The 24,391-nt window shown below is 68.9% G+C and carries 21 protein-coding genes; 13 read left to right on the top strand and 8 right to left on the bottom strand.

Translation table 11 applies throughout. The features are described 5' to 3' along the window. Window positions 1-15: 15 nt before the first annotated feature. From ACFVBH_RS35720 to ACFVBH_RS35705, 4 genes are read left to right on the top strand one after another with little or no spacing between them, the layout of a single operon-like run. The gene (locus tag ACFVBH_RS35720) at window positions 16-981 is read left to right on the top strand and encodes a Zn-ribbon domain-containing OB-fold protein (RefSeq protein WP_379008607.1); all 966 of its coding nucleotides are present in this window, start codon (window positions 16-18) and stop codon (window positions 979-981) included. Window positions 982-993: 12 nt separating this feature from the next. Further along, complete coding sequence (locus tag ACFVBH_RS35715; protein WP_379008605.1) at window positions 994-2,067, top strand: thiolase domain-containing protein; 1,074 nt, start codon at window positions 994-996, stop codon at window positions 2,065-2,067. After that, on the top strand, window positions 2,064-3,230 hold the full coding sequence (locus ACFVBH_RS35710) for a thiolase domain-containing protein (RefSeq protein WP_379008602.1): 1,167 nt from the start codon (window positions 2,064-2,066) through the stop codon (window positions 3,228-3,230). The genes ACFVBH_RS35715 and ACFVBH_RS35710 overlap by 4 nt, the downstream gene beginning before the upstream one ends. Further along, the gene (locus tag ACFVBH_RS35705; RefSeq protein ID WP_354991730.1) at window positions 3,227-3,640 is read left to right on the top strand and encodes a nuclear transport factor 2 family protein; all 414 of its coding nucleotides are present in this window, start codon (window positions 3,227-3,229) and stop codon (window positions 3,638-3,640) included. Before ACFVBH_RS35710 ends, ACFVBH_RS35705 begins: the two co-directional genes overlap by 4 nt. Before the next feature lie 148 nt (window positions 3,641-3,788). Here ACFVBH_RS35705 and ACFVBH_RS35700 read toward each other — a convergent pair whose 3' ends face one another. Continuing rightward, window positions 3,789-5,060, bottom strand: coding sequence for a cytochrome P450 (locus ACFVBH_RS35700; RefSeq protein WP_354991627.1), 1,272 nt, complete (start codon window positions 5,058-5,060; stop codon window positions 3,789-3,791). A 135-nt stretch (window positions 5,061-5,195) separates the two neighbouring features. On the opposite strand from ACFVBH_RS35700, the gene ACFVBH_RS35695 reads away from it, so the two are divergent. Together ACFVBH_RS35695 and ACFVBH_RS35690 are read left to right on the top strand one after the other, a co-directional pair. Beyond that, window positions 5,196-6,362 (top strand): steroid 3-ketoacyl-CoA thiolase, encoded by a 1,167-nt coding sequence (locus ACFVBH_RS35695; RefSeq protein ID WP_379008599.1) that lies wholly within the window; start codon window positions 5,196-5,198, stop codon window positions 6,360-6,362. 360 nt (window positions 6,363-6,722) lie between these two features. Next, complete coding sequence (locus ACFVBH_RS35690; RefSeq protein WP_011207048.1) at window positions 6,723-7,139, top strand: helix-turn-helix domain-containing protein; 417 nt, start codon at window positions 6,723-6,725, stop codon at window positions 7,137-7,139. 666 nt (window positions 7,140-7,805) lie between these two features. Here ACFVBH_RS35690 and ACFVBH_RS35685 read toward each other — a convergent pair. The 5 genes from ACFVBH_RS35685 to ACFVBH_RS35665 form a co-directional block, all read right to left on the bottom strand. After that, entirely contained in the window at window positions 7,806-8,828 is a 1,023-nt protein-coding gene (locus tag ACFVBH_RS35685; RefSeq protein WP_379008597.1) for a hypothetical protein, read from the bottom strand. Then, a complete protein-coding gene (locus ACFVBH_RS35680; RefSeq protein ID WP_354991624.1) occupies window positions 8,825-9,337 on the bottom strand; it encodes an ImmA/IrrE family metallo-endopeptidase in 513 nt (170 codons plus the stop codon). The genes ACFVBH_RS35685 and ACFVBH_RS35680 overlap by 4 nt, the downstream gene beginning before the upstream one ends. Window positions 9,338-9,347: 10 nt before the next feature. Further along, window positions 9,348-10,724, bottom strand: coding sequence for a hypothetical protein (locus ACFVBH_RS35675; RefSeq protein WP_379008594.1), 1,377 nt, complete (start codon window positions 10,722-10,724; stop codon window positions 9,348-9,350). Window positions 10,725-11,619: 895 nt separating this feature from the next. Beyond that, window positions 11,620-12,531, bottom strand: a complete 912-nt coding sequence (locus ACFVBH_RS35670; RefSeq protein ID WP_379008592.1) for an SDR family oxidoreductase — start codon at window positions 12,529-12,531, stop codon at window positions 11,620-11,622. Window positions 12,532-12,573: 42 nt separating this feature from the next. Continuing rightward, window positions 12,574-13,368: an SDR family oxidoreductase gene (locus ACFVBH_RS35665; protein ID WP_379008590.1), complete on the bottom strand. Its 795-nt coding sequence runs from the start codon at window positions 13,366-13,368 to the stop codon at window positions 12,574-12,576. 67 nt (window positions 13,369-13,435) lie between these two features. Between ACFVBH_RS35665 and ACFVBH_RS35660 the strand changes: the two genes are divergently transcribed. The 6 genes from ACFVBH_RS35660 to ACFVBH_RS35635 all read left to right on the top strand — a co-directional run bounded on the left by ACFVBH_RS35660 (window position 13,436) and on the right by ACFVBH_RS35635 (window position 19,144). After that, complete coding sequence (locus ACFVBH_RS35660; RefSeq protein ID WP_354989506.1) at window positions 13,436-14,200, top strand: enoyl-CoA hydratase family protein; 765 nt, start codon at window positions 13,436-13,438, stop codon at window positions 14,198-14,200. A gap of 5 nt (window positions 14,201-14,205) precedes the next feature. Next, window positions 14,206-15,081: a CoA transferase subunit A gene (locus ACFVBH_RS35655; RefSeq protein WP_379008587.1), complete on the top strand. Its 876-nt coding sequence runs from the start codon at window positions 14,206-14,208 to the stop codon at window positions 15,079-15,081. Continuing rightward, window positions 15,081-15,842: a CoA-transferase subunit beta gene (locus tag ACFVBH_RS35650; protein ID WP_379008584.1), complete on the top strand. Its 762-nt coding sequence runs from the start codon at window positions 15,081-15,083 to the stop codon at window positions 15,840-15,842. The genes ACFVBH_RS35655 and ACFVBH_RS35650 overlap by 1 nt, the downstream gene beginning before the upstream one ends. Further along, window positions 15,839-16,921: a nitronate monooxygenase gene (locus tag ACFVBH_RS35645; RefSeq protein WP_354989503.1), complete on the top strand. Its 1,083-nt coding sequence runs from the start codon at window positions 15,839-15,841 to the stop codon at window positions 16,919-16,921. Before ACFVBH_RS35650 ends, ACFVBH_RS35645 begins: the two co-directional genes overlap by 4 nt. 256 nt (window positions 16,922-17,177) lie before the next feature. Continuing rightward, window positions 17,178-18,035 carry a metallophosphoesterase gene (locus ACFVBH_RS35640; RefSeq protein ID WP_379008581.1) on the top strand — a complete coding sequence of 286 codons (858 nt, stop codon included), beginning with the start codon at window positions 17,178-17,180 and terminating at the stop codon, window positions 18,033-18,035. Between the two features lie 143 nt (window positions 18,036-18,178). Further along, complete coding sequence (locus ACFVBH_RS35635; RefSeq protein WP_354989501.1) at window positions 18,179-19,144, top strand: cation diffusion facilitator family transporter; 966 nt, start codon at window positions 18,179-18,181, stop codon at window positions 19,142-19,144. On the opposite strand, the gene ACFVBH_RS35630 is transcribed toward ACFVBH_RS35635, so the two are convergent. Beyond that, entirely contained in the window at window positions 19,132-20,562 is a 1,431-nt protein-coding gene (locus ACFVBH_RS35630; protein ID WP_379008578.1) for a uracil-xanthine permease family protein, read from the bottom strand. The genes ACFVBH_RS35635 and ACFVBH_RS35630 overlap by 13 nt on opposite strands. A gap of 462 nt (window positions 20,563-21,024) precedes the next feature. On the opposite strand from ACFVBH_RS35630, the gene ACFVBH_RS35625 reads away from it, so the two are divergent. Continuing rightward, window positions 21,025-22,299, top strand: a complete 1,275-nt coding sequence (locus ACFVBH_RS35625; RefSeq protein ID WP_379008576.1) for a hypothetical protein — start codon at window positions 21,025-21,027, stop codon at window positions 22,297-22,299. Window positions 22,300-22,390: 91 nt separating this feature from the next. Here ACFVBH_RS35625 and ACFVBH_RS35620 read toward each other — a convergent pair whose 3' ends face one another. Next, a complete protein-coding gene (locus tag ACFVBH_RS35620) occupies window positions 22,391-24,220 on the bottom strand; it encodes a multicopper oxidase family protein (protein ID WP_379008574.1) in 1,830 nt (609 codons plus the stop codon). Window positions 24,221-24,391 lie beyond the last annotated feature (171 nt).

Genomic DNA, 24,391 nt, shown 5'->3' with positions numbered 1-24,391 from the left:
GTTCTACTCGATCGCGTGACTCTGGGGAACACCGAAGTACTCGCCGCGCCGCTGCGGATGCAGTTCGATTACACCCGCTCCACCGGTCCGACCATCGGACGCTTCCTCACCGGGTTGCGTTCGGGCCGGGTCGTCGGAGTGCGTGGTTCCGATGGGCGCGTCATCGTGCCGCCCGCGGAATTCGATCCGATCACCGCGGAACCGCTGACCGAATTCGTCGACGTAGCCGATGTGGGCACCGTCCAGTCGTGGAGCTGGGTGGCCGAACCGCTGCCCGGGCAGCCCTTCGACCGGCCCTTCGCCTACGCGCTCATCAAGCTGGACGGCGCGGACACCGCGCTCCTGCACGCGGTGGATGTGGCCTCGCCGGCCGACATCTCCACCGGCCTGCGGGTGCGGGCGCGCTGGGCCGGCGAGCGCCGCGGCGACATCCATGACATCGCCTGCTTCGAACCGGGCGAATCCTCCAACGCGCCCGCGGATTCCGCGGCCGACGCCGAGCCCGTAACCGGCATCATCACCCCGATCGACCTGTCCTTCAAGCACACCGCCGCACCCCAGGAAGCCGAATTCCTGAAGGCGATCATGGAGGGCAGGCTGCTGGGCGCGAAGGCCTCCAGCGACGGCAAGGTGTACTTCCCGCCGCGTGGCGCCGACCCGCGTGACGGCTCCCCCACCGATGATTATGTCGAGGTCGCCGACACCGGCACCGTGACCACCTTCTGCATCGTGAACGTGCCCTTCATGGGGCAGAGCATCAAGCCGCCGTACGTGGCGGCCTACGTGCTGCTGGACGGCACCGATATTCCGTTCCTGCACCTGGTGCTCGGCTGCGACGCCGGCGAGGTTCGCATGGGCATGCGGGTCAAGGCCGTGTGGAAGCCTCGCGAGGAGTGGAGCCTGAGTATGGGCAATGTCGACCACTTCGAGCCCTCCGGCGAGCCCGATGCCGCGTACGAGTCCTTCTCGCACCACCTGTAAAGGCTGAATACGTTGACGAACAACGAAATCGCGGTGGTCGGGTTCGCCCACGCACCGCATGTGCCCGAGACCTTCGGCACGACCAACGGCGTGGAAATGCTCGCGCCGTGCTTCCACGAGTTGTACGGCAAGCTCGGCATCAAGCAGACCGATATCGACTTCTGGTGCTCGGGCTCCTCGGATTACCTTGCCGGGCGCGCCTTCTCGTTCATCTCCGCGATCGACGCCATCGGCGCGGTGCCGCCGATCAACGAGTCGCACGTGGAGATGGACGCGGCCTGGGCGCTGTACGAGGCGTGGCTCAAGCTGCGCACCGGACAGGCCGAGACCGCGCTGGTGTACGGCTTCGGCAAGGCTTCGGCCGGTACGCTGCGCCAGGTCCTGACCCTGCAGACCGACCCGTACCTGGTCGCGCCGCTGGGCCCGGACGCGGTGTCCATGGCCGGTTTGCAGGCCCGCGCCGGTATCGACGCCGGTCGCTGGACCGAGCGCGATATGGCCGAGGTCGCCGCCCGTGCCGCGGCCCACGCCGCCGCCAAGGGTGGCAGCGCGACCGCGCGCACCGAATCCGATGTCGAAAAGCTCTTGGCCGCCGACTATGTGGCCAATCCTTTCCGCTCGCACGACATCGCGCCCATCACCGACGGCGCGGCGGCGATCGTGCTGGCCGTGGGCGACAAGGCCCGCGAGCTGGCCGAGCGACCGGCGTGGATCAGCGGTATCGCGCACTACATCGACACCCCGGTCCTCGGCGCGCGCGATCTCACCGTCTCGCAGTCCACGACCCGAGCGGCCAAGGCCGCGATCAACGGCGGCGCGAGCGATTTCGATATCGCCGAGCTGCACACCCAGTACAGCCACGAGGAACTGATCCTCGCGCAGGCGCTGGGGCTGAACGGCTCGACCAAGATCAATGTGTCGGGCGGCCCGCTGTCCGGCAACCCCATGTTCTCGGCCGGCCTGGAGCGCATCGGCTTCGCCGCCACCGAAATCTTCAATGGCACCGCGAATCGCGCACTGGCACATGCCAGCTCGGGTCCCGCGCTGCAGCAGAACCTGGTCGCCACCCTGGAGGCACGCTCATGACGAACCCCGCTGCCGTCCTCGGCACCGGCCAGACCCATCACGTGGCCAAGCGCTCGGATGTGTCCATGGCGGGCATGCTCCGCGAGGCCATCGATCGCGCGCTCGCGGATTCCGGTCTGACCATGGCCGATATCGACGCCGTGATCATCGGCAAGGCCCCCGACTTCTTCGAGGGCTCGATGATGCCGGAGCTCTTCCTGGCCGACGCCATCGGTGCGACCGGTAAGCCCATGCTGCGCGTGCACACCGCGGGTTCGGTCGGCGGCTCCACCGCCGTCGTGGCCGCCTCGCATGTGCAAGCCGGTGTGCACGGCAAGGTGCTCGCGCTCTCCTGGGAGAAGCAGTCCGAGTCCAATGCCATGTGGGCGCTGTCGAATCCGGTGCCCTTCACCAAGCCGGTCGGCGCGGGCGCGGGCGGCTACTTCGCCCCGCACGTGCGCGCCTACATCCACCGCTCGGGTGCGCCGCTGCATGTCGGCGCGATGGTCGCGGTGAAGGATCGCAAGAACGGCGCGCGTAATCCCTTCGCGCACCTGCAGCAGTCCGACATCACCATGGATTCGGTCATGGCGTCCCAAATGCTGTGGGACCCCATTCGTTTCGATGAGACCTGCCCGTCCTCGGACGGCGCGTGCGCCATCGTGATCGGCGACGAGGCCGCGGCCAAGGCCGTGGAGGCCACCGGCAAGAAGGTGGCGTGGATTCACGGCACCGCCATGCGCACCGAGCCGCTCGCGTACACCGGTCGCGACCAGGTGAACCCCCAGGCCGGTCAGGCCGCTGCCGCCGCACTGTGGAAGCAGGCCGGGATCACCAACCCACTGGAAGAGATCGACGCGGCCGAAATCTACGTCCCCTTCTCGTGGTTCGAGCCCATGTGGCTGGAGAACCTCGGCTTCATGCCCGAGGGCGAGGGCTGGAAGCTCACCGAGGCGGGCGAAACCGCCATCGGCGGAAAGCTTCCCGTCAATCCGTCGGGCGGCGTGCTCTCCTCCAACCCCATCGGCGCCTCGGGCATGATCCGCTTCGCCGAAGCCGCCAAGCAGGTCATGGGCCGCGCCGGCGACTACCAGGTGGAGAACGCCAAGAAGGCCTTCGGCCACGCGTACGGCGGTGGCTCGCAGTACTTCTCGATGTGGGTCGTCGGAAGCGAACAGCCGTGAGTGCCGAACATCCTGCGCGCGTAGCGGGTTCGGCTTCGCAGGCCGCCGTCCGCGCGCGGGACAAGGCGGCCTGGGTGGCACTGTTCGCCGCCGACGGCATCGTCGAGGATCCGGTCGGGCCCTCGTTCTTCGATCCGGACGGTAAGGGCCACCGCGGCCCCGAAGCCATTGCGGCGTTCTGGGACAAGGCGATTGCCGCGACCGAACAGATCGAGTTCCTCTTCGACGACTCCTTCGCCTGTGGCAGCGAGGTGGCCTACACCGGCCGCATCCGCACCACCATGGGCGGCGGGGCCACCGTCGACGCCGAGGGCGTATTCACCTACCGGGTGGATTCCGACGGCAAAATCGCTGCGCTGCGCGCGTTCTGGGAAACCGAGCGGGCGATGAAGACGCTGAAGCAGCCGTAAGCAGTAGTACGAAAAAGGAGCGGGGCGATCGGAATTCCGATCGCCCCGCTCCTTTTCTTATGCCCTGAGTTGTGAGAGGCAGGGCAGTCCGAGATTCAGTTGTATCGGGCGCCCGGCGATTTCGCCGAGCGCCCGATAACGATCATGCTCAGTGCGCGACCGGGCAGCCGCCGCCGGCCTTGGGCTGGTAATCGACCTGGAATTCCTTGACGCCGTTCAGCCAGCCCGAACGCAGGCGCTTGGGATCGCCGAGCGCGGTGATATCGGGCATGTAGTCGGCGATCGCGTTGAAGATGATCTCGACCTCGAGCCGGGCCAGGTTCGCGCCGACGCAGTAGTGCGCGCCGGTGCCGCCGAAGGACAGGTGCGGGTTGGGATTACGCAGGATGTTGAAGGTGTGCGGGTCCTCGAACACCTCGTCGTCGAAGTTGGCCGAGCGGTACGAGAGCACCACGCGCTGGCCCTTCTTGATCTGCACGCCCTCGATCTCGACGTCCTCGAGCGCGGTGCGCTGGAAGCTGCTGACCGGGGTGGCCCAGCGGATGATCTCGTCCGCGGCGGTCTTGGGCCGCTCCTTCTTGAAGAGTTCCCACTGGTCCGGGTTCTCCAGGAAGGCGATCATGCCGTGCGTGGTCGCGTTGCGCGTGGTCTCGTTGCCGGCCACGGCAAGCACCATGACGAAGAAGCCGAATTCCTCGGGCAGCAGCACGTTGCCGTCCGCGTCCGGCTGGATCAGCTGGGTCACGATGTCGTCGGCGGGCTCGTTCCGGCGCGCCTCGGCCATCTGGTACGCGTAGCCGAGCAGCTCGGTGGAGGCCACCAGCGGATCGGCGTCGCTGTCCGGATCGTCGTAGCTGGTCATGTCATTCGACCACTTGAACAGCTTCATGCGGTCGTCCTGCGGCACACCGATCAGCTCGGCGATCGCCTGCAGCGGCAGTTCGGCCGCTACCTGCTCGACGAAGTCACCGGTGCATCCGGCGGCCGCGGCCTGCACGATCGACTCCGCGCGAGCGGTCAGCTCGGCGCGCAGCCCGTTGATCACGCGCGGGGTGAAGCCCTTCGCGATGGTCTTGCGCAGCTTGGTGTGCTCAGGCGCATCCTTGTTCAGGAGCACGAAGCGCTGCAGCTCGATCTGCTCGCGAGTGATGTCGTCATTGAAACGAGGAATCGCGGTGTTCTCGAAGGTCGAGAAGACGTCGTCGCGGCGCGAGACCGTCTTGACGTCGGCATGCTTGGACACGACCCAGAAGCCGTCGTCCTGGAAGCCGCCGGTCTGCGGCGACTTGGGATTCCACCAGATGGGCGCGGTAGCGCGAAGTTCGGCCAGTTCCTCCACGGGGACTCGATGGGCCCAGAGATCCGGGTCCGTGACGTCGAAACCCTCCGGCACGTTCGGACGGCTCTGTGTATCCACCACCAGTTGTCTCCTTTGACTAACTGAAACACGTTCTACCGTTATTGAAGCACAAGCGGTAAGACTAGGGAAGGAGCCTCAACCGGCTTACGTTACACATGAAGAACTTGTTTCAGTTCTTACCGGAGGGAAGACACCGTGGGTACACCTGTCATCGTCGAGGCCGCACGTACGCCCATCGGCAAGCGCAACGGCTGGCTCGGCGGCCTGCACGCCGCGGAGATCCTGGGCGCGGCCCAGAAGGGCGTCCTGGAGCGGGCCCAGCTGGACCCGCTGGCGGTCGAGCAGGTCGTCGGCGGCTGCGTCATGCAGGTCGGCGAACAGTCCAACAATGTCACTCGAACCGCTTGGCTGCACGCCGGACTGCCGTGGCAGACCGGCGCGGTGACGATCGACAACCAGTGCGGGTCCGCGCAGCAGGCCGCAGGCCTGGTCGCGGGCCTCATCTCCACCGGCGCCATCGAGGTCGGCCTGGCGTGCGGCATCGAGTCCATGAGCCATGTTCCGCTGGGCGCCAACGTCGGAACGCACGCGGGCCCGCGCCGGCCGGCCACCTGGGACATCGACATGCCCAACCAGTTCGAGGCCGCGGAGCGGATTGCCAAGCGGCGCGGCATTACTCGCGACGACATCGACGCGCTCGGTGTGCGCTCGCAGCAGCTGGCCGCGCAGGCCTGGGCGCAGGGCCGGTTCGATCGCGAGGTGCTGACCATCGCGAACGCGCCGCAGATCGACAAGGAGGGCAACCTCACCGGTGAATTCCTCGATGTCACCCGCGATCAGGGCCTGCGCGAGACCAGCCTGGAGAGCCTGACGAAGCTGAAGCCGGTGCTGGAGGGCGGAATCCACACCGCCGGCACCTCCTCGCAGATCTCCGACGGCGCCGCCGCGGTGCTGCTGATGGACGAAAAGGCCGCTGAGCGTGCGGGTTTGCGCGCTCGCGCCCGCATCGTGTCGCAGTGCCTGGTGGGCAGCGAGCCCGAATTCCATTTGGACGGACCGGTGCAGGCGTGCGAGCGCCTGCTCGAGCGCTCGGGCATGAGCATCTCCGACATCGACTTGTTCGAGATCAATGAGGCTTTCGCGGCCGTGGCGCTGTCGTGGGCCTCGGTCCACAAGCCCGATTTCGACCGCGTCAATGTCAACGGCGGCGCCATCGCACTCGGGCATCCGGTGGGCAGCACCGGATCCCGGCTCATCACAACGGCTTTGCACGAGCTCGAGCGCAGCGACAAGCAGTTCGCCATGATCCTCATGTGCTGCGGCGGCGCGCTCGCGACCGGCACCATCATCGAGAGGTTGTAGTCGCTTCAATCATTTTCGGCCTAGGTTGAACGTTCATCCCACTTGTCGTGAAACGTGGCGTACGCCACACAATCCGCGATACAGACAAGAAGATGAGACGTCAGCTATCTTAGGGTTACCGACGGCCCGTCGTGGAAGACCTTCGCGACGGGCCAGAACCGGGACTCTTAAGCCCTCCGCAAGAACGGTGAGGCTAGCCCGCAAACACCCAAGCCACGGCGGCTTCACCGGATCACCGTCTAGAAGCTTCAAGGAAATCGTGGATCAGGCGTAGGTTTTCAGTTACTGAGCCGCTAATATCAATGATACGTATCCGAGATAACGACTGTTAGTACAGCGAAGGGAATTGGGCGGCTCACAATGGCTGATTTCGCGGCGCGGCTGAACAAGCTGTTCGAAACCGTGCATCCCCCGGGGCGCAAGCCGCACACCAACGCAGAGGTGGCGGCTGCACTCACGGCCTCCGGCCATCCGATCTCGAAACCGTATCTCTCGCAGTTGCGGTCGGGACAGCGCACAAACCCGTCAGACGAGACGGTCGCGGCGCTGGCGAAGTTCTTCAAGGTAAAACCGGACTACTTCTTCAACGACATCTACGCGGCCAAGATCGATCATGATCTCGAGCTGCTGTCCCAGCTGCAGGGCTACGGACTTCGTCGGCTGTCGAGTAGGGCGTTCGACCTCTCCGAAGAATCTCAGAATCTCCTCACCTCGATGGCGGAGAAGTTGCGGGCAAGCGAAGGTTTGCCCGAAATTCCTCCGGACGGCACGGAATAGGCCCTGCTTCAAGGCAACACGGTGAGGCTGGCTCGGAGGCCGCACCGCGTTGGGTTGTCGCAGGACTGCACCATGCTCGACCTGACGGGTGTGGGCGCACGGCGTTGCTTGCAGGGCGGCGCCGTGCTCCCACGGAGTCATGTGGTTCGAACGAAGAGTGTTGCACCGACCTCAGGGTGCTGAGGCCGTGTGGCGTAGACCTCTGCGCCCGTGCATTATGCACAAACCTGGCATTACCCATCCCGGGTCACTCGGGATGATTGATCCGACTGCTTTGTGCACTATGTCGTTTTGCGTGCCATGAGCGTTTCGTCCGCAATGCACGAACATCGACAATCGCGCCTCAGTGCTGCGTTACCGCGGTTACGACAAATAGGGCGCTTCTTATCGGCACCGGTGTTCAATACCGGTGCCGATTCGTTTGAAATCACCCGGATTTATATACCGACCGGACGGCATGGATACCGGCGAGCATCCACTTGCACCGAGATCGTTCGGTGATCTGCGCACACCGCCGCTGTGCGATGATCTTCCGTTCGGTGGAGTTTCAATTGGAAGCGATCCGCCGCACCCGTGGCGCGGCTGTCAGACGCCCGTATCGGGGCGCCGGCGCGCACTCGTATCGGTAAGGCAATCGGTCACCGGATCGATGACCGATACCGCGTCTCAGCGCCGGGCGGTCGCGCCGGTCGTCGCGTCCGCGCTCGCGTCGTAGGCCCGGGCGATGGCCTGGACCCAGCCGCGCGGGCCCACACCCGGCGGCGGCGCGATCCAGCGGCCGTCGACCAGGACGTCGCCGAACGGATTGCGCGCCCACTCCGCGACCTTCGCCGCGCGTTCGGCCACCGCGTCCGGCGGGGTGCCCGCGGCCGCGAACTCGATGCCGCCACCGGACTGCAGGTAGAGCGCGTCCATGATCTGGGCGATCTGGTCCGAGGCCTTCAACTGGGTCGCCGAACCGGTCTGCTCCTTGGCGACCACCTCCGGGAAACGCGCGATGAGCACCCGGTGCAGCGTGCGAATCTGCTTGAGCAGCAAGCGCGCTCGCGCCCACAGCTCGATGACGATCCAGACCGCGCCCACCGCGATGAGCAGACTCGCCAGCTGCCACATCGGCCAGTACCAATCGCCCTGGCCCGCCGCCGCCATGGGCTGCTCCTGTATCTGGCGCCGAACCGAGAGCAGCGCGAGCACGCCGACCAGCGCGGTGCCCGAGGTGTACAGCGCGATGCCGCGGCCCAGCGCGGTCCAATCCAGGTTGCGCACACCGGTGATCACGATGAAGAGGCATTCCAGCGCGACGATCACCCAGCCGAAGGTGACCGACCACAGCAGGGTCGCGATCATGGCGAGCACGCCGCCGGCGTAGATGATCCAGGCGATCTGGCGCAGATTCCGGCGCGAGACGACCGGCCACGCGGCGGCGGCCACCACCGAGGTGGCATTGCCGAACAGGATCCACGCGGCGGTGACCAGCCGGTCCGACAACCAGACCCCGCGCACGCCACCGGGCAGCAGATGATCAACCGCCACACCGATTTCCGGGACCGCGACGGTGGCCGCCGCGGCGACCGACGCCACCGCGACCACGATCGCCACCCGGGCGGTGGTCGCCGGTTTCACCAGCACCCGGCCCACCCGGCCGCCCGCGGCCATCCAGACCAGCATGGCAAGCAGCCAAAAAGTCATCCGAGTGCCTCGTCGAATCGAAGGACCGAGACGCCTGCGCCCCGGCTGTTGAATACGCGCAGTCGGGTCATGAGCATGCTCGCGAAGGTCTCGGCCTCCCATTCGCACTGCTCGTCCTCGCCGAGGTCGACCGCCTGCTGATGTGCGCGCTGGCTGAGCATGTAGGCGATGAGGTCATCGCTGGCCTCGAGCACCACCTCGGTCGCGGCCTCGCCCGGATGGTCGAACACGATGTGGCCCAGTTCGTGGGCGAGGGTGTGATCGCGGCTGGGCAGCGCCGAGGCCAGCACGATCACGTCCTTCTCCGGATAGCTGCGGCGCTGGCCGCACACGCCCGGACCCAGTTGGGCACTGGCGATCTCGATGGGACGGCGGCGCTCGGCGGAGATCGCGAGCACCACCTCGTCCAGGGTGGTGGCGTCGAAGTCGGCGGCCACCGCGCACACCGCGTCCACGGCCGCAGCGACCCGGCGGTAGGACCCGATGCTATGCGCCTTGCTCTCGGTCATCGCGGTTCCCTCACACCCTCGGTCCGAAGAAGGCGGCGCGGGCGGCGTCGATCCGCCCCTGCGCCGCGGCGGCGCTCTGGAAGCTGACCGCACCCGATCCGGTGCCCAGCAGCGCCATCGCGATCAGGCCGCCGATCACCGACAACACCTTGACCGGCGGCAGCGGCTTATTGCTCGAGGTCGGAACGAAGTCCGGATTCGGTTGCGCCAGAACGGGTGCCGGGGCGGGCGGCGGTGGCGGCGGGGCCGGGGCGGGCGCGGGTTCCGGCACGGGAGCCGCGGGAACCGCGACGGGCGCGACGACCGGCGGCTGCACCACCGGTGCGGCCGGTATCTCCAGCGGTACGGGCGGATCCGCCGCCTCCGGGCTCGGGATGGGTATCAGCAGCAACAGCAGTGGTGAGGCGCAGATCGCGGCCGAGCCGACGCCCGCGGAACCCACGGCCGCGGAACCCGCTGCGGCGGAACCGGCCCCGGCGCTGCCCGCCGCGGCCGAACCCGCACCGGCGGACCCCGCACCCGCCGAACCCGCAGCCGCCGACCCCACTCCGGCGGAACCGACCCCGGCCGAGCCCGCACCCGCGGAACCGACCCCGGCCGAGCCCGCGGCGGCGCTGCCGCCGACGGCCGAGCCCAGCCCGGCCGAACCCACCGCCGCCGAACCGACCGCGGCGGAACCGGTGCACAGCGCACCCACGCCGGCCGAACCGACAGCGGCCGAACCCACTGCGGCAGAGCCGGTTCCGGCCGACCCGACCCCGAGCAGCACGCCCAGCAGCGCCGAACCCGTGCCGAGGCCGGCCGAACCCGCCGCGGCCGAACCGGTGCCCAGTGCCAGCGCCGAGCCCACACCCGCCGAACCCAGCGCGGATCCGGTGCCGAGGCCGGCGGAACCGACTGCGGCCGAACCGGTTCCGAGCGCCGCGGAGCCGGTGCCGAGGACCGTCGCGCCCGCACCGAGTCCGGCGGAACCGGTGACCGCGCCGGCGGAACCCACGGCGGCGGAACCGGTGCCGAGCACACCGGAACCGGTGGCGCCCAGGACCGCGCCCACTCCGGCGGAGCCGGCGGCGGCGGAACCGACGCCCGCCGAACCCGCGCCCGCGGAACCCACCGCGGCCGAGCCGGTGCCGACGCCGAGAATGGCGGCGACCAGATCTTGGGGCCCGGCAACGGGATTCACGGGCACGGAGTTCACCGGCGCGGAGTTCACGGGGGCGGAATGCGCGGGGACGGGATCGCCGGGCGTTCCGGCCTGCGGCTGCGCCGAGCTTGACCCGCCCTCACCCGGCGCGGGGTCGAGTTCGATGCCCGGCTGGCCCGCGGCGGTCGCCGGCCCGAGCAGCGCGGACCCGGCGACAGCTGTCGTCACCGCCACCAAGCGCATTGCACGACCAAAGATCACGCGACAGCCATCCCCTCATCTGGTACTGCGCAGTCGGCTTACTCCAACGTCGTGGAGCGATTCACAAGACGTCCGGCAGCCCCGATTGCCGAACCTTTGCGGAACGCGGCCATCCTAACGGCGACCACGCCACCCCGCACAAGTCTTCATCGCATTAGGGAGCCCCCCAAACCGTACGCTCGCCCCCGTCGCGCCGCACCGAATATGGCCAAGCGGCCCAGCACAATTGGCCTTTCCCGCCAGCCACCCCCCTCCCCATCCGTCCCACCGGCCCCGCGATTCCCCTCGAAATCGCCCCCTAACACGGACATTCGCGACCAACACGACAGCAAACACTCGGCCCCCGACCACTCCCCCCATTCGGTGACCCGCGCCACATTTCACAACATGGACGAATGCCCAACTAACCGCGCGAACGTGACGGGTAACACTCTTCCGGCACCGGCCCGAGCCCCCCGAACCCCTCGCGATACGAGAAATCGCCGGCACTCACACGAGCACCGGCGATCGATTTGCGACAACAAGTTTCCCGTCGCCCGCCGACAACGGGTCGAGTCGGACCGGCCCACGCCCGGCCCGACCCATGATCGAATCCCGAATTCCCGCACCCCACACGAACCTCGAAAACGAAAGACCGCCGGCACTCTATCGAGTGCCGGCGGCCGAGTCGAGTCGCGACGACGCCCCTCGTTGCCCGAGTCCCCCAACCACATTGGTTCGGGCCGGGCCTCGTCACCCGAGTCCCCGACCGCACTGGTTCCGGCCGGGGTAACTCCGGGGGTACGCCCAAAACCTGGCCCCGCACCGATCAGTGACCGCGAGGACCAACCCTCGCGGCTCCCAGGTACCGCCAAAAGATTCGGGGAGGCGGAACAGCTCAGGCGCCGTATACGGGTTCCGGGGTCGGGGCCTTGGCCAGCAGGTCGCGGACGGCGGGGCCGAGCTCGGCCGGGTTCCAGCGCGCGCCGCGGTCGACCGACTCGCTGTGGCGGTGGCCGTCCATGACGGTGACCTTGCCGGCCTCGACCTCGAACATCCGGCCCGTGACACCGGCGGAATCGGCGCTGCCGAGCCAGACCACCAGGGGCGAAACGTTTTCCGGGGCCATGGCGTCGAAGCTGCCGTCCTCCGGGGCCGCCATGGTCTCGGCGAACACGGTTTCGGTCATGCGGGTGCGCGCGGCCGGGGCGATCGCGTTGACGGTGATGCCGTAGCGCGCGAACTCGGCGGCGGCGGTGATGGTCAGGCCCGCGATGCCCGCCTTGGCGGCGGCGTAGTTGCCCTGGCCGATCGAGCCGAGCAGGCCCGCGCCGGAGCTGGTGTTGATGATCCGGGCCTCGGGCTGCCGCCCGGCCTTGGACTCGTTGCGCCAGTGGTCTGCGGCGTGGCGCATGGGCGCGAAGTGACCCTTGAGGTGCACCTTGATGACCGCGTCCCACTCGTCCTCGCCGAGGTTGACCAGCATCCGGTCGCGCACGATGCCGGCGTTGTTGACCAGCACGTCCAGCCGGCCGAAGGTCTCGACGGCGGTTGCGACGAGGCGGCGCGCGCCCTCCCAGTCCGAGACGTCGTCGCCGTTCACGACGGCTTCGCCGCCGGCGGCGCGGATCTCCTCGACGACCTTGGCGGCGCCGGAGTCCGGCTTCGGGGTGCCGTCGAGCTCGGCGCCCAGATCGTTCACCACGACCTTCGCGCCCGCGGCGGCGAAGGCCAGCGCGTGTGCCCGGCCGATGCCCTGGCCCGCACCGGTGACGATGACGACGCGGCCGTCGCAGATCTTCTCGGTCATTCGAAATACCTCGCTGATGAGTGGAGTGGGAATTGTGCCGGTCTAGTTGCCCGCGACCGCGGGAACGTCCGCGGTGGAGGCGCCGAGGAACGCGGGCTTCTCGCCGCCGCCGTGCACGAGCAGCGACGAACCGGTGACGTATCCGGCCAGGGGGGAGGCCAGGAAGGCGGCGGTGCGGCCGATGTCCTCGGGGCTGGCCATGCGCTGCATGGGCACGGTCCCGCTGACCGCGGCGATGCCGTCCTCGTCGCCGTAGTGCAGGTGCGAGGACTCGGTGTTGACCAGACCGCACACCACCGAGTTCATCCGGACCTTGGGCGCCCATTCCACGGCGAGCGAGGAAACCAGGCTGTCCACACCGGCTTTGGCGGCGCCGTAGGCCGCGGTGCCGGGCGAGGGGCGATGCCCGCTCACGCTGGAGATCATCACGATGGACCCGCCGGTGTCCTGGCGCTGCATGACGTCGTTCGCGACCTGCGAAACCAGCAGGGGCGCGAGCAGATTCAGCTGAATGATCTTGGAGTGGAAGTTCGGGCTGGCGTCGGCGGCCAGGGCGAACGGCGCACCGCCGGCGTTGTTGACCACGGTGTCGAGCCGCCCGTGCCGCTCGACGATGGCGTCGATCAGCGCGCGCACCGAATCCGGGTCGCGCACATCGCACGGCAGGAACTCGATCGCCCGCCCACCGCTTTCCACGGGCACGTCGGCGGGCCTGCGCGCGCAGGCCACGACGGTCGCGCCGGCGTCCAGGAATACCCGGCTGATACCGGCCCCGACTCCCCGGACGCCGCCGGTGACCAAGACGACCGATCCGGAGAGGTTCACTTCGATTGCCACCGTGCTAACCTACCAAGCACTTGCTTGTTTTGCCAACGATGGGCTGGCACTTTCCAAAGGGAGCGCGATGGGGATCATCCGTCACACCGAAACCGAGGGCGTGGAAGTAGTCACCGTTGACTACGCGCCGGTCAACGCCCTGCCCTCCGACGGCTGGTTCGCGCTCGCCGACGCCGTCCGCGAGGCCGGGCGCAACCCGGAGACCCGGGTCGTCGTGCTGCGCGCCGAGGGCCGCGGGTTCAACGCGGGCGTCGATATCAAGGAGATGAACGCGGACACCGGGCACACCGCCCTGATCCGCGCGAACCACGGCTGCTTCGCCGCCTTCGCCGCCATCTACGACTGCGAGGTCCCGGTCGTCACCGCCGTGAACGGCTTCTGCCTCGGCGGCGGCATCGGCCTGGTCGGCAACTCCGATGTCATCGTCGCCTCCGACGACGCGACCTTCGGCCTCCCCGAGGTCGACCGCGGCGCGCTCGGTGCGGCCACCCATCTCTCGCGCCTGGTCCCCCAGCACCTCATGCGGACCATGTTCTACACCGCGGGCACCCTCACCGCACAGCAGTTGCACCACTACGGCTCGGTCTTCAAGGTCGTGCCGCGCGCCGAACTCGACGCCGCCGCCATGGAGGTGGCCAAGAACATCGCCAACAAGGACGGCCGCGTCATCCGCGCCGCCAAGAAGGCGCTGAACGGCATCGACGTGCAGGACGTGCACCGCTCCTACCGGTTCGAGCAGGGCTTCACCATGGAGCTCAACCTCGCCGGCGTGGCGGACGAGATCCGCGCCCGGTTCGACGACGACATCGCGGCCCAGAAGAAGGGGAAGTAGAAGCCATGCGCGACAAGCGGATGACGCTCGACGAGATCGTCGGCGAACTGCGCAGCGGAATGACCATCGGACTCGGCGGCTGGGGTTCGCGCCGCAAGCCGATGGCGCTGGTGCGGGCAATTCTCAAGTCGGACATCAAGGATCTGACGGTCGTCACCTACGGCGGACCGGATCTGGGTCTGCTGTGCTCGGCGGGCAAGGTCAAGAAGGCGTACTACGGCTTCGTGTCCCTGGACTCCGCGCCGTTCTACGACCCGTGGTTCGCCAAGGCGCGCACCGCCGGTGAGATCACCGTGCGCGAGATGGACGAGGGCATGGTCAAGTGCGGGCTGCAGGCAGCCGCCGCACGTCTGCCCTTCCTGCCGATTCGGGCCGGACTGGGTTCCGCCGTGGTCGATTTCTGGGAGGGCGAGCTGAAAACCGTTCAGTCGCCCTATCAGACCGACGGCAAGACCGAGACCCTCATCGCCATGCCCGCGCTGAATCTCGATGCCGCGTTCATGCACCTGGACCTGGGTGACAAGCACGGCAATGCCGCCTACACCGGCATCGACCCGTACATGGACGACCTGTACGCACTGGCCGCCGAGAAGCGCTACCTGTCGGTGGATCGTCTGGTCGAGACCGACGAACTGGTGAAAGCCGTTCCGCTGCAGTCGCTCATCCTCAACCGGCTGATGGTCGACGGCGTGGTCGAGGCCCCCGGCGGCGCGCACTTCACCTTCTCCGGCAGCTACGGACGCGACGAGAAGTTCCAGCGCCACTATGTCGAGGCCGCCAAGACCCCCGAGTCGTGGGCCGAGTTCAAGGCCCGCTACCTGGACGTGTCCGAGGCCGAATACCAGGATGCCGTCAAGGCTTTCGCCGAGGAGCAGAAGTAATGACCGACACCACCACCACCATTACTCGGGCCGAGGTCTGTGTCGTCGCGTCCGCCGAGATCTTCCGCGGCGCGGGCGAGATCGTGGCCTCCCCGATGTCCACCGTCACCACCATCGGCGCGCGACTGGCGCGGCTCACCTTCGAGCCCGACCTGGTGCTCTCCGACGGTGAGGCGCGGCTGTTCGCCGAGGTCCCGCCGATCGGCGGCCAGGCTCCGCTCGAGGGCTGGTTCCCGTTCTCCAAGGTCTTCGACGTGGTGCAGTCCGGTCGCCGCCATGTGGTCATGGGCGCCAACCAGATCGATCGCTTCGGCAACCAGAACCTCTCCGCGTTCGGGCCGCTGCAGCAGCCGACCCGGCAGATGTTCGGTGTGCGCGGCGCGCCCGGCAACACCATCAACCACGCGACCAGCTACTTCGTGCCCAAGCACAACAGGCGAGTCTTCGTGGACCAGGTCGACATCGTCTCCGGAATCGGTTACGACAAGATCGATCCCGAGAACCCGGCCTACCGGTTCCACCACCTGCACCGCGTGGTCTCGAACCTGGGCGTGTTCGACTTCAACGGCCCGGATCACACCCTGCGCGCGCTGTCGCTGCACCCGGGCGTGAGCGCGGACGAGGTCGCCGAGAACACCTCGTTCGAGGTCGCGGGGCTGGCCGAGGCCGGCGAGACCCGGCTGCCCACCGAGGAGGAGCTGCGGATCATCCGGACCGTGCTGGACCCCAAGGGCTTCCGTGAGAAGGAAGTGACGGCGTGACCGCGCGGCTGCGGACTCCGCTGACCGAACTGGTCGGCATCGAGCATCCGATCGTGCAGACCGGCATGGGCTGGGTCGCGGGTCCGGCCCTGGTCTCGGCCACCGCGAACGCGGGCGGTCTCGGCATTCTGGCCTCGGCGACCATGACCTTCGAAGAGCTCGAAGTGGCCATCGCCAAGACGAAGTCGCAGACGGACAAGCCCTTCGGCGTGAACATTCGCGCCGACGGCTTCGACGCCACCGAGCGCTGCGAGCTGATGATCCGGGAAGGCGTGAAGGTCGCTTCCTTCGCGCTGGCCCCCAAGAAGGAACTCATCGCCCGGCTCAAGGACAACGGCGTCGTGGTGGTTCCGTCGATCGGAGCGGCCAAGCACGCGGTGAAGGTCGCCTCCTGGGGCGCCGACGCGGTGATCGTGCAGGGTGGTGAGGGCGGCGGGCACACCGGTTCCGTCGCGACCACGCTGCTGCTGCCCTCGGTGCTGGACGCGGTGGACATCCCGGTCGTCGCCGGCGGCGGTTTCTTCGACGGTCGCGGCCTGGCCGCCGCGCTCTCGTACGGCGCGGCCGGCGTCGCCATGGGCACCCGCTTCCTGCTCACCCAGGAGAGCAGCGTGCCGGAGGCGGTCAAACGGGAGTACCTCGCCCGCGGCCTGCAGGACACGGTCGTCTCCAAGAAGGTCGACGGCATGCCGCATCGCGTGCTCAATACCGAACTGGTGCAGAAGCTCGAGAACTCGGGCCGGGCGCGCGGATTCGCCGCCGCCGCGTCGAACGCGCTGAAGTTCAAGGGCATGACCGGCATGAAGTGGTCGACCATCGTCAAGGACGGTCTCGCCATGCGCAAGCACAAGGACCTCACCTGGTCCCAGGTGATCATGGCCGCCAACACCCCGATGCTGCTGAAAGCCGGTCTCGTGGAAGGCAACACCCAGGCGGGCGTCCTGGCTTCGGGCCAGGTCGCCGGAATCATCGAGGACCTGCCCACCGTGCAGGAACTCGTCGACCGCATCGTCGCCGACGCCGTCACGCGCATCGAGGCCCTCGCCGCCTACCGCATCACCGACGAGGCCACCGCGTAAAACCGTCCCACCCGTTGTGGATTCATCCACAACTCCCGAGCCGCGCGGCCCGACACAATCGGCCGCGCACCCCAGGATCCGACCGACCTCGGATCCTTTCGGCGCACGGCCTCGCCGCCGTCCGCGCCCCGGCCGCCCCGGAACCTCTCGCCCGGGGCGGCTCGGGCCGCGTCTCCGCGAACTGCGGGCCGGACTCCCGGCATGCCCGGAGAAATCGGGGATGCCGATGTCGGGCGGGACTGCCACCATGTGGGCCATGGGGAACGTCTTGATTGCCGGTGACCTGCACGGGAATACCGGGCACGCGCTGAACGTGGTGCAGGCCGCGGTGCGGAACGACTGCTCGCGGGTGTTCGTGGTGGGGGATTTCGGCGCCTGGGAGCACATGCCGTCGGGGAAACGGTATTTCGACGTCGTCGACAAGGCCGCACGGAAGGCCGGCGTGCCGGTGTATTTCCTCGACGGCAATCACGACAAGAGTTCGCTGCTGCACGAGATGTACGACGAGCAGCGCGACGACGAGGGATTTCTGCGGTGCCGCAGGAATGTGCGGTACGCGCCGCGCGGGCATCGCTGGACCTGGGAGGGAACCACTTTCGCCGCGTTCGGCGGCGCGCGTTCCACCGACAAGGGGTGGCGGCTGGCACGCGAGGCGCGCACGCGGGAACAGGATCTGCGGCGCCGCCGGTACGGCTCCGCGCGGGTGCGCGCGTCCGCGGGCACGCTGTGGTTCCCGGAGGAGGAGATGACCGACGACGAGCTCGCCGAACTGCTCTGCGCCGACGCCTCGCCCGTGGACATCGTGCTCACCCACGACAAGCCGCGCGCCTCGAACCCCAAGTTCAACCGCAAGGACAAGCCCGAGTGCTTCCCCAATCAGGACCGCATTCAGGAGGTGGTGGAGACCTTGCGCCCCGGCGTGCTCTTCCACGGGCATCTGCACTACCGCTACACCGAGCTCATCGCCTGCGGCGGTGCGGGCTGGACCCGGGTCGAGGGCCTGGCGTCGGACCCGGAGTCGGCCGCGCACCCGTCCTATTCGATAGAGCAGTCCTGGTTCGTGCTGTCGCTTCCGCACACCACCGCGGAGGTCGCCGAGCCCGCCGCCGGATAGTCCCGCGCGGTATCCGGGTACCCCCGCGACGCGCCGCCCGCGCACCTCGAAACCCGCTCGCACGCTGCGACGACGATCGACGATCTTGCATACATAGCGATGCGTGCATATGATCGCCTGCGGTCGCAGGAGAGGAGATCGACATGGGTGCAGGGCACGCGCACGGCCACGATCACGGGCATTCGCACGGCGCCACGGCCGACAGCGACAAACGCCTGCTGGCGGGAGCGCTGGCGCTCATCGTCGTCTTCATGCTCGGCGAAGTCGTGGTCGGGTTCATCTCCGGATCGCTGGCGCTGCTCTCCGACGCCGCGCACATGCTCACCGACGCGGCCGCCATCGCGCTGGCGCTGTGGGCGATCCGGCTGGCCGCGCGGCCCGCGGCCGGGCGCATGACCTTCGGCTGGAAACGCGTGGAGATCCTGTCCGCCATGGCGAACGGCGCGACGCTGCTGGTGCTGGCGGCCTGGCTCACCTTCGAAGCCGTCGAACGCCTGCTGAATCCGCCGGAGGTGACCGGCGGGCTGGTGCTGATCACCGCGCTCATCGGCGTGGTGGTGAACCTGATCGCCACGCTCATGATCAGCCGGGCCAATCGCACCAGCCTGAACGTCGAGGGCGCGTTCCAGCACATCCTCAACGATCTGTACGGCTTCATCGCCACCGCGGTCGCGGGCGCGATCATCATGGTCACCGGGTTCGTGCAGGCCGACGTCATCGCCACCATGATCGTGGTCGTGCTCATGGTCAAGGCCGGCGTCGGGCTGGTGCGCGCTTCGAGCCGCATCTTCCTCGAAGCCGCGCCGGAGAACCTGGACCCCACCACCATCGGCGCTGCCATGGCCGCGCGCGAGCATGTGGTGGAAGTGCACGATCTGCACATTTGGGAGATCACCTCGGGCTCCCCCGCGCTGTCCGCCCACGTCCTGGTCGAGCCCGGCCAGGATTGCCATGCCGCCCGCGAGGATCTCGCGGGGTTCCTGGCGCACGAGTACCACATCGACCACGCCACCCTGCAGGTCGATCACGCGCAGCCCGGGGTGATCGGGCTGGGCCGCGCGGCCGCTTCACACTGCGAGCAGGCGCACGGCCCCGCTCACATCGGCTGATCGCGGCCGGTCGGCGGCTGCCCGGGCCCGGCCGAATCATGGTCGCCGGGTGCGTCATAGGACGAGGTGCCCTCGTCCAGCAGCGGTTCCCCGTCCCGGAAATGCGCGGGCGCGAGGCGGCGCAGCACGTGGTAGCCGGTGATCACGACGAGGGTGCCGAGCGCGATGCCGCCGAGGGTGAAATTGTCGGAGAACTCGATGCTCACATTGCCGATGCCGATGATCAGGCCGGCGGCGGCCGGCACCAGATTGAGCGGATTGCGCAGGTCCACACCGGCATTGGTCCAGATCTGCGCGCCCAGCAGGCCGATCATGCCGTACAGGATGACGGTGATCCCGCCGAGCACGCCGCCCGGAATGGCCGCCACGACCGCGCCGAATTTCGGGCACAGACCGAACAGCAGCGCGAAACCGGCTGCGGCCCAATAGGCCGCGGTGGAATACACGCGGGTCGCGGCCATGACGCCGATGTTCTCCGAGTACGTGGTGTTGGGCGGACCGCCGACTGCGGTGGACAGCATCGAGGCCGCGCCGTCGGCGGCGATGGCGGTGCCGAGTTTGCCGTCGAGCGAGTCACCGGTCATCTCGCCCACGGCCTTCACGTGGCCCGCGTTCTCGGCGACCAGCGCGATCACCACGGGCAGGGCGACCAGGATCGCCGACCATTCGAACGCGGGCGCGTGGAAGCTCGGCAGGCCGATCCAGTCCGCGTGCGCCACCCCGGACAGATCCAGCCGCCAGTGGTCGACGACCTCGCCGCTGCCGTCCGCGGAGTGGATGCGGCCCAAGACGCGGTCCAGCAGCCAGGACAGGCCGTACCCGAAGATCAGGCCCAGGAAAATGGCTATGCGCGAGAAGAATCCGCGCAGCGCCACCACCGCGAGACCGGTGAACAGCATGACCAGCAGCGCCGTCCACTGGTCCTGCGGCCAGTACACCGAGGCCGTCACCGGCGCGAGGTTGAAGCCGATGAGCATGACCACCGCGCCGGTCACCACCGGCGGCATGGCGATGTGAATGATGTGCGCGCCGAATTTGCGCACCGCCACCCCGACCAGGAACAGCGCCGCGCCCACCACCAGGCAGGCCCCGGTGACCGTCGCGCTGGTGCCGCCCTGCGCCCGGATCACCGCGGCCACGCCGACGAACGACAGCGAGCAGCCCAGGTAGCTGGGCACCTGCCCCCCGGTGGCCAGCAGGAAGATGGCGGTCGCGACGCCGGACATCATGATGGCGAGATTGGGGTCCAATCCCATGAGCACGGGCGCGACGAAGCTCGCCCCGAACATGGCCACCACGTGCTGCGCCCCGAGCCCGAAAGTGCGCGGCCAGGACAGCCTCTCGTCGGGCCGGACCACCGCCCCGGGCGCGGGGGTCCGCCCGTCCCCGTGCACTTTCCAGCGGACACCAAGGTTCATAAGCCGCCGCTTTCTCACCGGACCGGGATTCGAATTCGGCCAATAGTAGTGCGGGCAAACGTTCAGTTCTCGCCATCCCCGCGCCCCGCCACGCGCGCCCGCCATCAGCACCCGCGGCCGACCCGACCCGCGCACACGGTGCCGGATCGGTCACCGCTCACGAACCGCGGCCCGCCCCGTACCGCCCCCGCAACTCACGCGAGCGCGCGGACGGACTCGAGCACCCGCTGCAACCACGCCCGCCACATCGCACCGCCTGCCGCCCCGCACCTCGTGCGGGTTCGAACCGCCACCGCGAACCCGCCGTTGCGCGGACCGTGACCAGCCCGCCCACGCTCCGGCCGACGACGCCGGTACCTGTTCGCCGGACGCGCGATCGCCAGGAAACCCGAGCGGTGCTGCCGCGCGGGTGTATTCACACGGAGTTCGGGCATCATGGTGCGGACACGGGAGGGGATGGGGATGGGTGTGGGGCGGTGGGCGCTGCGCGGGGTGGGGATCGTGGTCACGGTCCTGGTGCTGGTGGGGGCGGGGCGGTTTCTGTGGCCGCAGCCGGGAATCGACGAGCAGCCCGGGAGTGCCTGGCGGCAGCTGGCTTTCGTGCGGGCGGCGATCGACGGCGGGGCCGACGTCGAGGCGCAGGGGCAGTTCCCGGAGGGGTACTACTTCTCGAACGCGCTGTACGGGCTGGCCTGGGTGCAGGTCGGGCTGGCGGACCCCGGGACGCGGGACGAGGCGTTGCGCGAGGCGCGGTGGGCGCTGGGGCGGGTCGAGTCCGAGCGGGGGCGCGAGGTTTTCAGCCCGGGGCTGCGGCCCGCGTACGGGATCTTCTGGGCGGGGTGGACGAATTGGCTGCGCGGGGGCATTCTCGCGCTCGGCGGAACCGGCGACGCCGCGGAGGTCGAGCGCTTCGTGGACGGCGCCGCGGAGATGGCGGCGGCGTTCACGGGGTCGGCGACGCCGTTCCTGCAGGCCTATCCCGGACAGGCGTGGCCGGTCGATTCCACGGTGGCGATCGCGGCGCTGCGCCTGCACGACAGTCTGTTCGCGCCGCGCTTCGGCACCGAGGTGGCGAATTGGCTGACCGCCGTGCGCGAACGGCTCGACCCGGCGACCGGCATGCTGCCGCACCGGGTGTCCGCCGCCGACGGCACGCCGGTGCAGGGCGCGCGGGCCACCTCGCAGTCGGTCATCCAACGCTTCCTGCCCGAGATCGACGCCGACTTCGCGGCCCATCAGTACGCCCGCTACCGCGGCGAATTCCTCGCGTTCCCGGGCGGTTTCGGCCCCGCCCTGCGGGAGTATCCACGCGGCGTCCCGGGCAGCGGTGACGTGGACTCCGGTCCCCTGGTCGCCGGTGTCAGCCTGTCCTCGACGGTGGTGGCGCTGGGCGCGGCCCGGGTCAACGGCGACGAATCCCTGGCCACCGCACTGGGTTCGGCGGGCGAGCTGCTCGGCCTGCCGCTGACCCTGCCCGGCAGCAAGCGCTACGCGTTCGGCCTGGTCCCCATCGGCGACGCCTTCGTGGTGTGGTCCGCCACCGCCCGCCCGTTCACGACCGCGCCGCCGCCGGCCGGGACGCGGGACCTGCCGTGGTGGTGGCGGCTGCCCTGGCTGGCCGTGCTCTGCCTCGGCGCGAGTGCGCCGTGGCTACCCCGCGTGGCCGGACTGTGGCATCGCCGCCGCGAATCCGCTCCCAAGGATCCGCGACCGGCAGCCACGAGCACGGCTAACTAGCTGATCGGTTGCCATCTCCCGGTCCGGCACGCCGAAGAACCGGCGAAACGGACGTGCCCCGGGTCGGACTATGCGAACCGAAACCCCGGCCTCACCCGGTGATCCGGATCTGCTGCATCATGTCGTGGTCCGCGTGATCGAGGTTGTGGCAGTGCCACACGTACCCCCGTATCTCCGCGTGCCCGCCGCCGTGCGCCGTCCCGTGTCCCCCGGCGGGCGAAATCGCTTCCGCCCCAGCGGGAACCGGCACGACCGCGTCCGGATCGAAGCCCAGTTCGGCGATCGAGGGCCAGTACACCAGGATTCGGGTGATCGTGTCGGTCGGGCATTCGACGGTGTCCTTCCACCCCGCCTCCCACGGCGGCGGCGACTGCGCCGGCCCGAAGGCATAGGCGTCCGCGGACGGCTGCCAGCGGGCGCCGAACGCGGGCGGCGGGTTACCCAGCCAGTACGCCTGGGTGAGGATGGGCTGGCGCGACAGCACCCGGATGCGCGCCAGGTGCAGGTGCACGGGGTGATCGAAGGGCGTGGCGTTGACGATGTCCCACTGCTCGATCGTGCCCGCGCGCGCCACATCCACGTCGGTGGTCAGGAACGGCAGGTTGTTCAGCGCCATCATGGTCGGGAACACCGCCGCGGACCGGGCGTCGTCGTTGAGCCCGATGAGCGTCATGGTGCGCACGCGTTCGGGCGGTTCCGGTGGCGCGAGCGGCTCGGGGAGTCCGGGCCCGCCGCGCAGCCGGGGCGGCACCCGCGCGGGCGGCCCGGCCCCGGCGACGGTGAACCGCATGATCCGGCGCACCTCGGGGACCATGAACACGGTGTTGCCGAAGTCGTTGAGGGCGGTATTGATCAGGTCCGCCTCCGTCCCGTCCGGCAGCGCCCCGAAGTCGACCAGCAGGTCCACCCGCTCCCCCGGGCTCACCCGCACCGCGCCGGTGGGCACCGGCGCGTCCAGCAGTCCCAGATCGCCGCCGATCACCCAGAACGGCAGTCCGCCCTCGAATTCGAGGATGTAGGGCCGGGAGTTGGAGCCGTTGAGCACCCGGAACCGATAGAGCGTGCGGCGCACCCCGAGTCGCGGCCAGACCTTCCCGTTCACACACGCCACGTCGCCGAGCTGCCCGGATTGGTTGTAGCCCTGCGGAATATAGACCCCGACCATCGGCTGCACCGTGCCGTCGGCGTTGAACGTGCGGTCCTGCACGATGAGCGGTATCTCGAATTCGCCGCTCGGCAGTCCCAGTGGGTTGTCCGCCGCACCGGTGTCGAATTCGTCCCGCACGTAATACATTCCGGCGAGCCCGGCCTGGATGTTCAAGCGCGTGATGCCCATGACGTGGTCGTGGTACCAGAGCCCGGCCGCCTCCTGCCGATTGCCGTAGGCGAAAGCGGGCGTGCCGCCGTTCCGCCAGCCGATCAGCGGATGCCCGTCCGCCGCAGGGGTATTCGCGCCACCGTGCAGGTGAACGGTGAAGCGCGGATCGGTGCGGTCCAGCTCGGTGGTGCCGTGCATGGTGAGGTCGACGTGCTGCGCGAGCACGTGCGGCCCGAGTTCGTTGCGGAAACTGATGCGCGACTCCCGATTTCGCCACGCCTCCAGGTTCGGCCCCAGCACCGGCCGGTCGAAGCCCCAGCTGCGCGCCTCGGGCAGGTCCCGGTGATAGCTGTGCGTGCCCGCGATCGCGCTCAGTTGTCCCGTCGCGGGCCGGGTTTCGGGGATCGGCAGTTCGTCCACGAACGGCTGCAGCGGCGGTGAGTGGTAGTTGAACGGCGTCACCGGCAGCGCGGGCAGCGGCGGCAGCGGGAGCGGAGCGGGCGGCAGCGGTGCGGGATCCGCACCCGCCCCGGCCGTGAAACCGGCTCCGAGAATCCCGAGGGTCCCCAGCAGGAACCCGCGCCGGGGCAGGTCATCGCTCATAGCTCAAAAGATTCGCCGGGCCGGCGGGTGCCGGGTGCGTCCGTTTTTCGACTACCCCCGATTCTCCGCTCGAACGCCGGATCACGCCCGGGAACGCCGAAGGCCGCATCCGCGGAACGGGATGCGGCCTCGATGGCGGCGCGGGCGCTGCGCCCCGGTCGAACTCGGCTC

Origin of the sequence: Nocardia sp. NPDC057668, from assembly GCF_042799795.1 — a bacterium.
GTDB lineage: Bacteria > Actinomycetota > Actinomycetes > Mycobacteriales > Mycobacteriaceae > Nocardia.
This window is presented reverse-complemented; position numbering and strand designations above follow the sequence as displayed.

Bases quoted from the DNA above. Each gene is read 5' to 3' on its own strand.
- ACFVBH_RS35650 (WP_379008584.1), top strand. From the start codon at position 15,081: ATGACCGACACCACCACCACCATTACTCGGGCCGAGGTCTGTGTCGTC.
- ACFVBH_RS35690 (WP_011207048.1), top strand. From the start codon at position 6,723: ATGGCTGATTTCGCGGCGCGGCTGAACAAGCTGTTCGAAACCGTGCAT.
- ACFVBH_RS35630 (WP_379008578.1), bottom strand. From the start codon at position 20,562: ATGAACCTTGGTGTCCGCTGGAAAGTGCACGGGGACGGGCGGACCCCC.
- ACFVBH_RS35625 (WP_379008576.1), top strand. From the start codon at position 21,025: ATGGGTGTGGGGCGGTGGGCGCTGCGCGGGGTGGGGATCGTGGTCACG.
- ACFVBH_RS35685 (WP_379008597.1), bottom strand. From the start codon at position 8,828: ATGACTTTTTGGCTGCTTGCCATGCTGGTCTGGATGGCCGCGGGCGGC.
- ACFVBH_RS35710 (WP_379008602.1), top strand. From the start codon at position 2,064: ATGACGAACCCCGCTGCCGTCCTCGGCACCGGCCAGACCCATCACGTG.
- ACFVBH_RS35640 (WP_379008581.1), top strand. From the start codon at position 17,178: ATGGGGAACGTCTTGATTGCCGGTGACCTGCACGGGAATACCGGGCAC.
- ACFVBH_RS35680 (WP_354991624.1), bottom strand. From the start codon at position 9,337: ATGACCGAGAGCAAGGCGCATAGCATCGGGTCCTACCGCCGGGTCGCT.
- ACFVBH_RS35635 (WP_354989501.1), top strand. From the start codon at position 18,179: ATGGGTGCAGGGCACGCGCACGGCCACGATCACGGGCATTCGCACGGC.
- ACFVBH_RS35670 (WP_379008592.1), bottom strand. From the start codon at position 12,531: ATGACCGAGAAGATCTGCGACGGCCGCGTCGTCATCGTCACCGGTGCG.
- ACFVBH_RS35655 (WP_379008587.1), top strand. From the start codon at position 14,206: ATGCGCGACAAGCGGATGACGCTCGACGAGATCGTCGGCGAACTGCGC.
- ACFVBH_RS35675 (WP_379008594.1), bottom strand. From the start codon at position 10,724: ATGCGCTTGGTGGCGGTGACGACAGCTGTCGCCGGGTCCGCGCTGCTC.
- ACFVBH_RS35620 (WP_379008574.1), bottom strand. From the start codon at position 24,220: ATGAGCGATGACCTGCCCCGGCGCGGGTTCCTGCTGGGGACCCTCGGG.
- ACFVBH_RS35660 (WP_354989506.1), top strand. From the start codon at position 13,436: ATGGGGATCATCCGTCACACCGAAACCGAGGGCGTGGAAGTAGTCACC.